This window comes from Larkinella terrae (assembly GCF_009668025.1).
GTDB lineage: Bacteria > Bacteroidota > Bacteroidia > Cytophagales > Spirosomataceae > Larkinella > Larkinella terrae.
Map to the genome: position 1 here is coordinate 383,719 of NZ_WJXZ01000002.1, position 13,314 is coordinate 397,032.

9 protein-coding genes are annotated in these 13,314 nt (G+C 51.2%); 6 read left to right on the forward strand and 3 right to left on the reverse strand.

Annotated elements, in window-relative coordinates:
* Positions 1-8 precede the first annotated feature (8 nt).
* Both GJJ30_RS05650 and GJJ30_RS05655 read right to left on the reverse strand, forming a co-directional pair.
* A complete protein-coding gene (locus tag GJJ30_RS05650) occupies positions 9-4,061 on the reverse strand; it encodes a hybrid sensor histidine kinase/response regulator transcription factor (protein ID WP_170299134.1) in 4,053 nt (1,350 codons plus the stop codon).
* Positions 4,062-4,363: 302 nt separating this feature from the next.
* Positions 4,364-4,621 carry a hypothetical protein gene (locus GJJ30_RS05655; RefSeq protein ID WP_154174063.1) on the reverse strand — a complete coding sequence of 86 codons (258 nt, stop codon included), beginning with the start codon at positions 4,619-4,621 and terminating at the stop codon, positions 4,364-4,366.
* A 147-nt stretch (positions 4,622-4,768) separates the two neighbouring features.
* Between GJJ30_RS05655 and GJJ30_RS05660 the strand changes: the two genes are divergently transcribed.
* The 6 genes from GJJ30_RS05660 (at position 4,769) to GJJ30_RS05685 (ending at position 12,399) form a co-directional block, all read left to right on the forward strand.
* Positions 4,769-5,482, forward strand: coding sequence for a LytR/AlgR family response regulator transcription factor (locus GJJ30_RS05660; protein WP_154174065.1), 714 nt, complete (start codon positions 4,769-4,771; stop codon positions 5,480-5,482).
* A 250-nt stretch (positions 5,483-5,732) separates the two neighbouring features.
* Positions 5,733-6,473 carry an undecaprenyl pyrophosphate synthase gene (gene uppS / locus GJJ30_RS05665; protein ID WP_154174067.1) on the forward strand — a complete coding sequence of 247 codons (741 nt, stop codon included), beginning with the start codon at positions 5,733-5,735 and terminating at the stop codon, positions 6,471-6,473.
* 3 nt (positions 6,474-6,476) lie between these two features.
* On the forward strand, positions 6,477-9,122 hold the full coding sequence (bamA, locus tag GJJ30_RS05670; protein ID WP_154174069.1) for an outer membrane protein assembly factor BamA: 2,646 nt from the start codon (positions 6,477-6,479) through the stop codon (positions 9,120-9,122).
* 116 nt (positions 9,123-9,238) lie between these two features.
* Positions 9,239-9,880, forward strand: a complete 642-nt coding sequence (locus tag GJJ30_RS05675) for an OmpH/Skp family outer membrane protein (protein ID WP_154174071.1) — start codon at positions 9,239-9,241, stop codon at positions 9,878-9,880.
* A 9-nt stretch (positions 9,881-9,889) separates the two neighbouring features.
* Positions 9,890-10,534, forward strand: coding sequence for an OmpH/Skp family outer membrane protein (locus GJJ30_RS05680; RefSeq protein ID WP_154174073.1), 645 nt, complete (start codon positions 9,890-9,892; stop codon positions 10,532-10,534).
* A 230-nt stretch (positions 10,535-10,764) separates the two neighbouring features.
* Positions 10,765-12,399, forward strand: coding sequence for a hypothetical protein (locus GJJ30_RS05685; RefSeq protein ID WP_154174075.1), 1,635 nt, complete (start codon positions 10,765-10,767; stop codon positions 12,397-12,399).
* A 96-nt stretch (positions 12,400-12,495) separates the two neighbouring features.
* Here GJJ30_RS05685 and GJJ30_RS05690 read toward each other — a convergent pair whose 3' ends face one another.
* Positions 12,496-13,260, reverse strand: a complete 765-nt coding sequence (locus GJJ30_RS05690) for a lipoprotein signal peptidase (RefSeq protein ID WP_154174077.1) — start codon at positions 13,258-13,260, stop codon at positions 12,496-12,498.
* Between the last annotated feature and the right edge of the window lie 54 nt (positions 13,261-13,314).

A 13,314-nucleotide genomic window follows, 5' to 3' on the forward strand; every position in this document is an offset into this window, starting at 1 on the left:
ATACCGATTCAGGCATTTTCGGGCGTTCGGAGAAAGGACGCGGGATACTTTCCGAAGCGTTGGAGAAACAGGCGGGAAAAATAAACTGGGTCCTGAAAACCCACGGCAAAACATACCTCCTTCACGGTAATGTACGTCTGTTTTTCCAGCCACTCCCGGGCGGCCTGAAGCCGCACTTCCTGAATAAACTGGTTTGGCGAAAAACCGGTCAGCTTTTTCAGTCGTCGGTACAACTGCCGTTCGCTGCTGTTGACAGCTTCGGCCAGGGTGTTTACCTGGAAATACCGGTTTGCCAGGTTTTTCATCGTGATCTGCTGCAGTTGCAACAGCCATTCCTCCTCCGCGGAAGCCGGGGTGGTCGAAGCGGTTTCGTCGGTCAGGTGCTGCTGCCAGACCTGGCGTTCCTGCGACCGCTCGAGCAAATTGCTGATGCGCGTGAGCAATTCGTCTTCGTCAAATGGCTTGGTCATGTAATCGGCGACGCCCAGCCGCAGGGCCTGTAGCTTCACATCCTGGCTGTTGCGGGCCGTCAGCATTAAAACCGGAATATCGCGCAGACCGGGATGCTGCCGGATTTCGTTGACCAGCGCCAGACCGTCCATATCGGGCATCATCAGGTCGGTTAGAATCAACTGCGGAAAATCAGCCACTGACAAAGTCTTCAGCCACTGCCAAGCTTCGCGCCCGTTGCGGGTGACGTGAACCAGGTAGGACGGCGATAGAATGGCGGTCAGGTAATGCACCATATCTGAATTGTCTTCAACCAGCAGGAGTTGAGCCGCCACCGCATCGGAATCAGCCGGAAGCGAGCTGGGAACCGGCGTTCGCGGCAGTTTCGATTCGGTTGGAAACAGGGCTTCTTCCGCCGGGGCGACTGGCTGATAAGGATACGTGAAGCTGAACGAACTCCCTTTCTGAAGCTGACTGACCACGGCCAGTTTCCCGCCCCAAAGCTGGCAGTATTCATACGAAAGCGCCAGCCCGATGCCGGTGCCGCCCCGCAGGGGCGCATCGGGCTGGCGCGATTGGTAATACCGCTCGAAAATATGGGGCACGTCGTCGGGATGAATGCCGCTGCCGGTATCGGTTACCTCCACCTGCACGGTTTCCGGAAGTTGCCGCACCTGCACCGTAACCTGCCCACCGGCGGGCGTAAACTTAAGGGCATTGGCCAGCAGATTGTTCAGAACGGTTTCTACTTTCAGCACATCCAGCAGCATCCAAAGCGGCTGGTTGGTTCCCATTGCGGTGAGCCTGATTCCGGTAAAGTCGGCCTGCGGGCTAAATTTGGCGACGGTCTGGTTGATGAGGTTCGACAGCTCAGCGGGTTGCTGCGTGAGCTGCATCTGATTAACATCGAGCTTGGACAGATCGAGTAAATCGCTCACCATCGTCAGCAGATGCCGGGCATTGCGGTCCATGGTATTCACCAGGCGGACCAGCGCCGGGTCGGAAAGTTGCTTCGATAAATAGGCTAATGGACCGAGCAGCAAGGTTAACGGAGTCCGGAATTCGTGCGAGACATTGGCGAAAAACCGGGATTTCAGCGTTGCGCTGGCCTGTAAGTCGGCTGCCTGTTGTTCAATCAGGGCCTTATCCTGGATGATCTGGGCTGTTCGACGGGTAACCTCCTCTTCCAGCCGTTTGGTTTCCTGAATGAGCCGCCGGTTGCGCCATCGGAAAATGCTGATAAGGAAACCCAGCAGAATCAGGCCGCTAACGATGAAAAAGGATGTTTGCTGATAAAACGGTTTTAACGCCTTGATCGGAATGGTCATGATTTCGGAGGCCCACTGTCCGTTGGGATTTTGCGCCCGAACCTGGAGTTGATAGCGACCCGGCGGTAAGCCATTGATGGACAAATCCCGCAGCGGCTGTGAGCTCCAGTAATCCTGCCAGTTGACAATGCGATACCACAAACGGAATTGCTGGCCATAGCGGTAGTCGAGGAGCGCAAACGTAAGGGAAAAAGACCGGGTTGGCGGTCGCAGGGAAATGTTACCTCTCTCCTGGTAATCCTTCAGTTTATTTGTTCGTTGGCCGGTAGTGGCATCGAGTTGCTCATAGCGGGTAACCAGCAGCGGAGCCAGGATGGATTTCTCCGAAATTTCCTCATCGGGTCGTAACGCCGTAATGCCATTCAGTCCCCCCAGAAAAAGTTGCCCGTCCGGACTCTCGAACTGCGAAGCGAAGTTGAATTCTTCGTGCGTAATGCCGTCCCGGGGTAGAAAAATTCCGGTCTGGTGCGTTTGTTTCTGAAACCAGGTCAAACCATAATTACTCGGGAGCCAAAGCCGGCCCCGGCGATCTTCGTGGATCGAATACAGATCGTTATTGGAGAGTCCGTTCTCGCGGGTAAACTGCTGCCAGCGCCCCGTGCCGCGCTCCCAGCGGATCAAGCCCCCGCCGAACGTAGCCAGCCAGTAAATGCCGGGCTGGGTGCGGTCGCGGTGGACATACGTAATGTGGTCGAACGGCAATTGTCGGGGGGGCGCATCCCGTGAACTGTACCGGGCCGTAATGCCCCGCAAGGTGTCCAGGAGATAAAGCCCCGACGAAGCCGCTACCCAGGCCCCGCCCACACCAGTGTCCGGACAAAAACTGTTGACCCGGTTGTTTGCCAGTTCCCGGTATTGATTGTAGCGGGAAAACGGGCGGTTTTGCTGCTGGTGGGTATTAAAACAGGAAAGGCCTTCATCGTAGCCCAGCCAGAAATTGGTGCGCCCATCCTGCCAGAGAGCCCAGACCATCGAGTTGGCTTGCTGCAACGGGTATTTTTGGATGGCCAGGGTAGCCGGATTGATTCGGGCCAGGGTGTTCCCCAGCACTAGTGTCCAGATCTGGTTATCACGCCCGCGGATGGCTGGCCCATAGGCACCAAAAGTTACCCGCTGGCTCTGGCCGGTTTTCAGGTTCATCAGCGAACTGACACCCGTATACGGCCAGTTGTTGTTGGCCCACAGCCAGTCCCCGATCCGGACAATGCCCCGGGTGCTTTGCCTGGAAGTAACCGTTTCGTGGTCGGGCTGGTAGAAATACCGCTGAAACCGATTGCGTTCAACGGTCATCAGCAGAAAACCGTTCTGCGTACTGATCCAAACGGCGCCGGTCCGATCCACGAATACCTGTTCGAGCGCGGACAGGGTAGCGATGGGAAAGCCCGACGCGGCCAGGTCGAACACAATACCGTGCTTCGGGTGCCAGGCAAACAACACATTTTTCCCCAGCACCCAGAATAAATCGTGGTGCGCATCGTACACCATTTTATTGCCGATGAGACGGAAATTGCCCGGGTCTGGGAAGGGATTAGCCCGAAAACGGATCGGCACATCCGTTAATGACCCATCGCTGGCCAGGCGGTAGAGCAACCGATCAACTTGATTCGGAGCCAGCCGGGGGGCGTCGGGTGCCCGATTTCCGGCTGCGAATGGTTTTTCGTTGCACAGAAAAACCGTACCCGACGAATCGGACCAGACCGGAGCGAGGCCAGCCGGTATTTGCCGCTGGCGACGCACTCGCCCGTTGGGCCAAAGTTCAATCAATTGATTTTTTTGCCCGGTTTTAGTTGAATCCGGCGAAAAAACGAGCAGCACTGTTCGATCCGCGGCTACGAACAGATTGACAAGGGTTGCGGAGGGTACACGGTGGCGATACAAGGGTTGAAAGCGGCCCTGGCCTTCATACCGCCAAAGGGTACCATCCCGGGTTGGCACCAGGAGGAGACCGGCGGGCAGGCTGCTGTTGCGATGTAAACCGTTCAGATTAAGTATATCCGATGTCTTAAACGGAAGTTTTCGGTGAAACAGATTTTCGAAAGAGGACGGTTTTTGCTGGCCCGACAGTAAAATTTCAATCTGTCGGTAGGGACTGGAAGTCATGTTTTTAAAAAACCACAAATTACCCGAAGGATCATTCCGAATGGCCAGGATAACGGGAAAAACCCGGCCGGTTCCGGTAGTTTGTCCGGATGGGAGCGCCCGAAACGTCTGCCCATCAAACCGGTAGGCATTGTTGAGGGTACCAATCCAGGCAAATCCCTGCTGGTCCTGTCCGATCGTCATTACCCCCCGGTTTGGCAAGCCCTCCCCGAGCGAGTAATGCTGCACTTTGACAATATACGGCGAATCCGCCCATCCTGCTTGTGTGAACAGACATAAACTAACCAGTACAATTTTCCTCACCAATGGTTGCCACTGGTGAGAATAATTTAATCTTACACACGTCCGCATCTTATAACCTGGCCTCTTATACGTTCCGGTATTTGCACCCCATCAGCCACCTGGATTAATTTGGCGGGCCAGAGTGGAATACCTAAAATGAGTCAGTAAAAGGAGAACTTAAAGGTAATCATTTTCGAAGAAGATCACGATAATAAACCAGAATCTTCAGTTCGGCCTCCTTTCTGTCCAATTGATTTAATTTTTATAGGTAAGTATTGCATTTTACCCAATTCTTTCTTTCCGGTAAGACAGCAGTTGTGGGTTGGTGGTTGCACTGCCATCGGCGAGAATATAACCGCCGTGTTTTTCTTTCGCTCACACAAAATCCCTTTCAAAATTTCCTGATTTCCCACTTTTGGCAGAATTGTCCCAGTAGTTTGGCAGGATTGTAAGGGATTCATGCCGGTTATTTGTGCCCAATAATTCTCTGTCCACCTTTTTCAGACAAACTATGGGCTAAAAAGTAGCTTGCCCGGCGTTTGATTTAATGCCAGTAGTTAATCAGGAACGATTCATGTTGCCGAATCACAACCTTGTAACGGAAACGTATGAACCAACAACACCAACGATGTCTTGTGGTGGAAAACTCCACCAGGACCCGAGCCGAATTCCAGGAATACCTGGCTCGCTTACCGGTTTTCTCCCCTCCGGATTTCTGTACTTCCGTTCAGGAAGCGCAGAAACTACTTCGGCAAAAACCGTATGACCTGGTCTGTCTGGACACCCATTTGCCGGATATGACGGGCATCGATCAGTTGCGTTCGTTTCCGAAAAACGTACCGGTTATTGTCACATCGGATCAGACCGATTACGCGGTCGACAGTTTTGATATGGACGTGGCGGATTACCTGCTGAAACCGTTTACGTTTTTGCGTTTTTCCCGGGCGGTTAACCGGGCGTTAAGCGTCAAACGGGATCCTGAAAAACAGACCGGGCATTCATTCATTTTTTTGAAGAAAGGCCATGCCTACCAGCGTTTTGATTACGAGGATATTGACTACGTGCAAGCGTACGGGATCTACTGTAAAATCATCAAGCATCCGAGTGTAGCCGCCGTTAATGACACCATTTCGAATCTCGAAAACGTCCTGCCAAACCAGCAGTTTCTCCGGGTTCACAAATCCTACATCGTCAACCTGTCTAAAATCACCAGTTATTCGCTCCGGAGTATTTCCGTTGGCACCCATCAGATCCCGCTCGGGGCGGCCTACCGGGAGCGGTTTCAGGGATTTCTGGGCCTGCTTGGCAAGAAAAATGAGTAAGCAAGGCCGTGGCCGTAAACTTTTAACAATTTTTAAGTAGTTCGTACTGATCGTAACTTTACAAAAAACCGCCTAAAGGCTTGAGGGCGTGCAGGAATGAAGGATTGAAAATATAAATCACTCCTTCGCTCCTTCATGCCCTCACATCTTTTAAAACCGTATGCTTTTTAGTAACTTGCAGCCTAATTTTGATCGACCCACCCCGTTGGGACGTCTGTATGTTAAAGTTTGTTAAAACGAATTCGGCTGAATGAAAGAACTCATTGACCTGAGCAATCTGCCCCGACACATCGCCGTTATTATGGACGGAAATGGACGCTGGGCCAAAAAGCAGGGCGCTGCGCGGGTGTTCGGCCATCGGAATGCAATCAAAGCCGTTAGGGAAGTGACCGAAGGATGTGCGGAATTGGGCGTGAAATACCTGACACTCTATACGTTTTCAACCGAAAACTGGAATCGTCCCAAACTGGAAATCGATGCGCTCATGCACCTGCTGGTGCATACCATCCGCAACGAAGTTCCGACCTTGATGGAAAATAACGTACGGTTATCCGCCATCGGCAGCATTGATACGTTACCCAAAGATTGCCGTTCGGAATTGGCTGAAGCAATCCGGTTGACTGAAAACAACGACGGTTTGAATCTGATTCTGGCCCTGAGTTACAGCGGTAAATGGGATATTGTAGAGGCCACCAAAAAACTGGCCAGGCGCGTACAGGACGGCACATTGACGCCCGACCAGATCGATGAAGAGCAGGTTGCCAACGCACTCGCAACGGAAGGCATCGACGAGGTGGATTTAATGATCCGGACGGGCGGTGACCACCGTATCAGCAATTTTATGCTCTGGCAACTGGCTTACGCAGAACTCTATGTAATGAACGAAGTATTGTGGCCCGATTTTCGTAAACCGCATCTGTGGGAAGCTATTCTGACGTATCAGAACCGTGAAAGGCGTTTTGGAAAAATCAGCGAACAACTCGTTAAGTAAACTATGAAATTAACTCCTACCACGTTGGTATTATTGAAGAATAAAACAGTTCTGGCGGGAGTTTTCTCGCTGCTGTTGGTTGCTTCGCTGCCAGGTCTGTCGCAGGTTCGGCCGGGATTTGGGGGCGGACGCATTACAACAGGGCCGGCACCCATCGGCGCAACGGCTTCTCCGATCGATATCAATTACGCCGATCCGAAAGAGTACGAAATTGCCGGGCTGACCGTAACGGGTAACAAATACCTCGACCCCAACTCGTTGCTGTCGCTGACCGGTTTGAAAATCGGTGACAAGGTTCGGATTCCGGGCGAAAGTATCAACGGCGCCATTAAGCGGCTGATGTCGCAGGGTTTGCTGGAAGACGTCGAGATTCTGGCTACGAAAGTTGAAGGGACGAAGATTACCCTGAACGTGCTGATTAAAGAACAGCCCCGCTTATATAAAGTCACCTTTGTCGGGATTAAAAAATCGGAACAGGATGCGCTCAAAGATAAAATAAAACTGAACCTGGGCCGTCTGATTTCCAACACATTGATCAAAAATACCCAGCTCAGCGTCAAGAAATATTTCGTTGAAAAAGGCTACCTGAACACCAAGGTAAAAATCCTGTCCGTACCGACCGATAGTTCCCGCAACCAGGCCACAATGCGCGTGTCGATCGATAAGGGAAGTAAAGTGAAGATCAACAACATTGAGATTCGCGGGCGCGAGCTGGTGGAAGAGTCGAAGATCCGGATGAAAATGAAAGGAACCAAACAGATGCGCTTTGGGCGGTTGTTTACTCCTTCCAAATTTGTTCCCAAGAAATTCGAAGAAGACAAACAAAAGATTGTCGAGTTCTACAACAAACAGGGGTACCGCGATGCGGCCGTTACGTTCGATTCGGTTTATGCCCACGATAACCGGACGGTGAACATTATCCTGAACATCGACGAAGGCCAGAAATACTACGTTCGCAACATCACCTGGGAAGGAAATTACCTGTATACGGATGAACAGCTAACCCAGGTGCTGGGCGTCAAAAAAGGCGATATTTACAGCAAGGAAGACATCGAGAAGAAGAAAAACGGGATTCCGGGCAGTGACCTGAGTTCGGCCTATATGGACCGGGGGTACCTGTATTTCAACGCCGAAGATATTATTAAAAGCGTCGAAGGGGATTCGCTTGATCTGGAATTCCGGATTTTTGAAGGCAAACAGGCCACCATCAACCGGATTATCCTGAACGGAAATACAAAAACCAGCGACCACGTGGTGCTGCGCGAAATCCGGACGCTGCCCGGCCAGAAATTCAGCAAAACCGATATCATCCGGACGCAGCGCGAATTGTCGACACTGGGCTATTTTGATCCGGAAAAAATTGGGATCAACCCCGTTCCGCAACCCGATGGCACGGTGGATATCGAATATACCGTGGAAGAAAAACCGAGCGACCAGATCGAATTATCGGGTGGTTGGGGTGGTTACGTCGGTTTTGTCGGAACGCTGGGGCTGGTGTTCAACAACTTCTCGGCGCGTAACATCACGAACATGAAAGCCTGGCGGCCGCTTCCGGCCGGTGACGGCCAGAAACTGGCGCTGCGGTTTCAGGCCAACGGACGGCAATACCAGACCTATTCCCTGACGTTCACCGAACCGTGGCTGGGGGGCAGAAAACCGAATTCATTCTCCGTCAGTTTATCGCGCACGATCTACCGGATTTCGGATTACAACCAGTTATACACCAATCCGAGCGCTTACGGCAAGAACTTCCTGGGTTCTTACGGAAACACGATGATTTCGCTGGGGCTGGGCCGTCGGCTGCATTTCCCGGACGACTATTTCCAGTTGAGCAACTCGCTGACGTATCAGCGGTATGAGTTGAACAACTACGATATTTTCGGGATTGGCTTACGGAACGGAACGTCCAACAGCATTACCTTTAACACGACTCTGGCCCGGAACAGCATCGACAATCCGCAGTTCCCCCGGTCCGGTTCGTCGATCTCGTTGCTGGCCACGTTCACCCCGCCTTATTCAGCATTCTCCAGTAAAACGACCAATGCCAATGTCGATATCAAAGACCGGTATAAGTGGGTTGAATACCACAAATGGATGTTTGACGCCAGCTGGTTCGCGACCGTTACGGGTAAACTGGTGTTGAACGCCCGCGCGCACATGGGCTTCTTGGGTCGCTACAATTCCAGAACGCTGTTTAGTCCGTTTGAGCGGTTTGTGTTAGGGGGATCGGGTCTGGCCGGTACAGGTCAGTTTGCCCTTGCGCAGGATATCATTGGTTTGCGTGGTTACAACGACCGGGATGTTTACACCGGCATGAACGGTATTTCGCCCACTCCGCTGGAGCGTTCGCAAGGCGGTTTGACCTACAGCAAATACGTCATGGAATTGCGGTATCCGGTTTCGCTGAACCCGTCGGCCACTATTTTCGTTCTGACCTTTCTGGAAGCCGGTAACAACTGGGGAAGCTTCAAGAGCTATAACCCGTTTGATCTGAAACGTTCGGCCGGTGCCGGTGCCCGGATCTTTATGCCCGCCTTTGGTTTGATCGGGATCGACTACGGATACGGTTTCGACCGGATGCCGGGCTCACCAACCCGACCTGGTCCGGGTGGTCAGTTTCACTTTACCATCGGGCAACAGATCAGATAAGAAATCGTTCTTAAAGACGTTACTTATAGATACAAAACAGGAGGCAGTTTGAGTGTAATTGGTTCATGCAGAATAAAATAATGTCGCAACTCCCCGGTTTTGTTTCAAAAAATGTCATGAAAAAAGGACTAATTTTTGTAACTTTGCTCTCCTTTTCGGCCTTTGGGTCGGTTCAGGCGCAGAAACTGGGGTATGTTGACTCGGAGTTCATCACCAGCAAAATGCCCGCGTATCAGAAAGCCCTGACGGAAATTGATAAGTTTGCCGAAAAATGGTCGAAGGATATTCAGGATAAATATTCGGAGATCGATAAGTTGCAGAAGACTTATCAGGCGGAGGAAATCCTGCTGACGGAAGACATGAAGCGGGATCGGTTGCGGATTATCAGTGAAAAAGAACGCGAAGCGCGGGAGTATAATAACAAGGTATTCGGTTATGAAGGATTGCTCTTTCAAAAAAAGAAAGAGCTGATGAAACCGGTAACCGAAACCGTAATTCGGGCCATCGACAAAGTTGCCGCGCAGAAGCGACTGGATATGGTACTCGACAAAGCCAGCGAAGGTGTCGTGATGCTTTACACCAATCCGAAGCACGATTATACGGACTATGTCATGGAAGAGTTGGGGCTAACGGCCGATCAGAAAAACAAGAATGCCGCAGCTCCTGAACCCGCCGGTACCAATCCACCGGACAGGGGAGTAAACCCGGGGGGGAACCCTAAATCAAATACAAGTAAACCTACAAAACAACCAAAATAACAAGTTAGAATGAAAAACAAACTCATTGCACTGGCAGTAACTCTGCTATTAGGAGGTAGCCAGGTGTGGGCACAGGCGCAACAACCGGCCACGACAGCGGCCCCGGTGGCTTCTGTGAAGATTGGTTATACGAATATGGAATATATCCTGCAGAACATGCCGGAAAGCAAAGATATTCAGAACCAGATTACCATTCAGCGTACGCAGTTGGAGAAGAACTACCAGGAAATGTCCAAAGAATTTCAGGATAAACTGGCTGCTTACGAAAAAGGTCAGGCTCAAATGTCTGATTTGATCAAAGCTGATAAAGAGAAAGAATTGCAGGGATTGCAACAACGTATTCAGGAGTTCCAAAGCAACTCTTCCACGCAGTTGCAGTCGAAATACAATCAACTGGTGAATCCGGTAATGCAGAAGATCCAGAAAAACATCGACGCGGTTGCTAAAGAGAGCGGTTTTACGTTCATCTTCAACCTGGATGCGGGTTCTGGTACGATTCCGGTATTGCTGTATGCTCCGGAAGAAAACGACGTTACTGAACTGGTGTTTAAAAAGATGGGCGTACCGGTTCCATCAAAACAGGCAGCTGCTCAACCGGCTCCGACGGCACCCGCTAAGACAACAACGGCACCAGCTCCGAAGAAAAACAAATAAGACTGATCAGCACGATACGGGAGCCGCCCAGAAATGGGCGGCTTTTTTGTATGCCCAACATCCGGAATTTTATACTTTTATGCCGGTTACGTCGAAGTTTTTCTTACTTAAATACAAAAATAGGAAGTAATTATTTAGCTTTGAATCAATTATACGTTCTGTTTACGGATTGCATGAAATCTATCTATTATTTTTACGTTACACTAATAAACCATCGGTGACGATTCCTCATGTTTCAAAAAATTGGGAGTATAGTTACTTTATTCGTAATCTTAACCAGACTGACCGTTTTAGCACAGGATGCTAAGCCTCTTCAAATAATCCTACCCAGCCAGTCGGATCGGCAAAACGCGAACTGGAATACCGTAGCGGAAGGCCAGACGATCAACATTCAAATTAAGGCCGGGGGAGCGAAATCGGACTCGTTAACGTATTCGATCAAGCAGGGGCAGATGGAGGGAATGACACTCGATTCGACGGGCCATTTCCGATGGACGCCCGGTTTTGACATTGCTGATCGGATCAATACCACCAAGAGTGTTCCCCTGGTTTTCGAAATTCGGAACAAACAGGGCGAAACCGCCAGTCAATCAATCGATATCAAAGTTCAACACGTCAACCGCCCGCCGGTGATTGGCGATTTGCGGCCTTTCTATGTCCGTAATAAGACGCAGAACGTCTATAAAATTGACGGAACCGCCGTTCGCGACGAAGACAATGACCCCGTGGTTTTTATTCCGATTGCGGACCAGATGCCGGAGGGTTCGAAACTGACCGCTCAAGGCGAACTGACGTGGCACCTGTCACTGAATCAATTTAACCAGTTAAGAGCGAATAAAGCGCAATACATTGAATTTTGGGTGGAAGACCAGCCTGCCAAATCCCGTACCAAAGGGCGCCTGAAGGTAGAAACCACTCAGATGGACGTACCGCCGGAAATTACCCTGATTCCGGAAGATCCGCGGGTACGGATCAAAGAGAACGCGACGGTCAATCTGAAGTTTTATTTGGGCGATCCCAACGGGGATGATGACATTACGACCTTCGATTTTCTGTCGGAAAGTCAGGATGTGCCGAAAAGCGCCTTGCGGAAAAATACCGACACCAATTACGAGTTTATCTGGAAACCGGGTTATGAGTTTGTCAAGGATCCGTTCGATTCGCTGACTTTTCAGATTGTATTTTTTGCTCTCGATAAAGGCCAGAACCGGGCAGAACGCAAGATCAACTTTACCGTCTATAACGCGATTAACGAAGACGAAAAGGATCGCTATTATTACGCGCAATACCGGCAGGCGCTGGTAACCGCCTGGAACTTGCTGGAGCAATTGGGCGAAAAAGAAGAAGAACTTAAACGGAGTTACCGGCGGGCCAAAACCGGTAAGCGAAATCGCTCGGTAGCCAATGCCGGTCTTGGGGCCGTGACGGGCGTAACGCCAGCCGTGGTGGCCAACAACCAGAATACGCGAGTTCAGACCAATATGCGGTATGTATCGGCCGTCGGCGGAACGGCGGTGCTGACCATGGGCACGCTGGAAGCAACGGAAGTAATCGGAAAATCGATGAAAGATTTGCTCGATCGTTTCAATTACGTCATGAGCAAAAAGAGCGAGTTGCAGAACAAAGGCGAAGTTTTTGCCCGCGAATTTGCCCTGAAAGCCACGCGCCGGAATCAGGATTTTGTCAGGAAACTGGATGACTTCCGGGCCGCCATGAGCCTTTCGGGTCTGGTGGCGCTCGAATTGGATGCGGCCTGGCAGAGCAAGACCGAAGCGACGGATAAAGCCTTAAAGCGCATGTTCAAAGACTTTTCGCCCATGGAAGACGGGCAGACGAGCAGCCGCCAATCGAACGCCCGTCAATAACGAACATGTGTAAGGCTCAGTCCGTGTTTTAATCCTGGAATTTGAAGTGATAAATAAACAGACTAAAGCGGCAGCGGTCGTCCGCCCGTGGGTACGTTATTCTTCCGGCGAATTCCGGGGCCGTTGCAGATCGGCCTGGGGCTCGTCAGTTGAAACTACATCGGAATGATTTTCTGATGAGTCGGTGTCGGTTGAAGTCGGATCTTCAAGCTCAGCCGCAGGCAGTACCGATGCGGTGTCGGGTGACAGATCATCGGGCAGCAAACCGTCTTCTTCGTGTTGTTCGCGGAAAAACCGGCGCTGAAAGAAAAGGATGATGCAGACGCCGACGAAAATGCAGGAATCCGCAATATTAAAAATGGGGGTCGAATAATACTGCCCGCCCCAGACCGGGACCCAGTCCGGCAAAAAGCCTTCCCAGACATCCACGAAAATCATATCGATCACCTGGCCGTGAAACCAGGGGGTGGTCGAACCATAAGGAGCATTGTTAAGAAAAACGCCGTAGAACGTGCTGTCGATCACATTGCCCACGGCTCCGGCCAGAATCATGGCCATTGCCCATAAAAGCCCATTGGGCGCGCCCCGGTGGGCCAGGTGCACCAGGTACCAGCCAATACCCGCCATCGCAACCAGCCGGAACAGGCTCAACAGCAATTTACCGTATTCGTGACCGAGCTGCATGCCGAACGCCATGCCCGGATTCAGTACATAATGTAATTTAAGCCAATCGCCAACGACCCGGATTTGTCCGGCGAAGCCGGGCTCCATATTGAAATGCACCAATAGTTTAACTCCCTGATCCAGCGCGATCAGCAATAAACTCAATACAAAGAATTTTAGCGGACTTTTCTTGACCATGACTTATAAAATAAATCACCCGGCTGGTCAGACTTGGTCAGCAGCCAGCCGGGT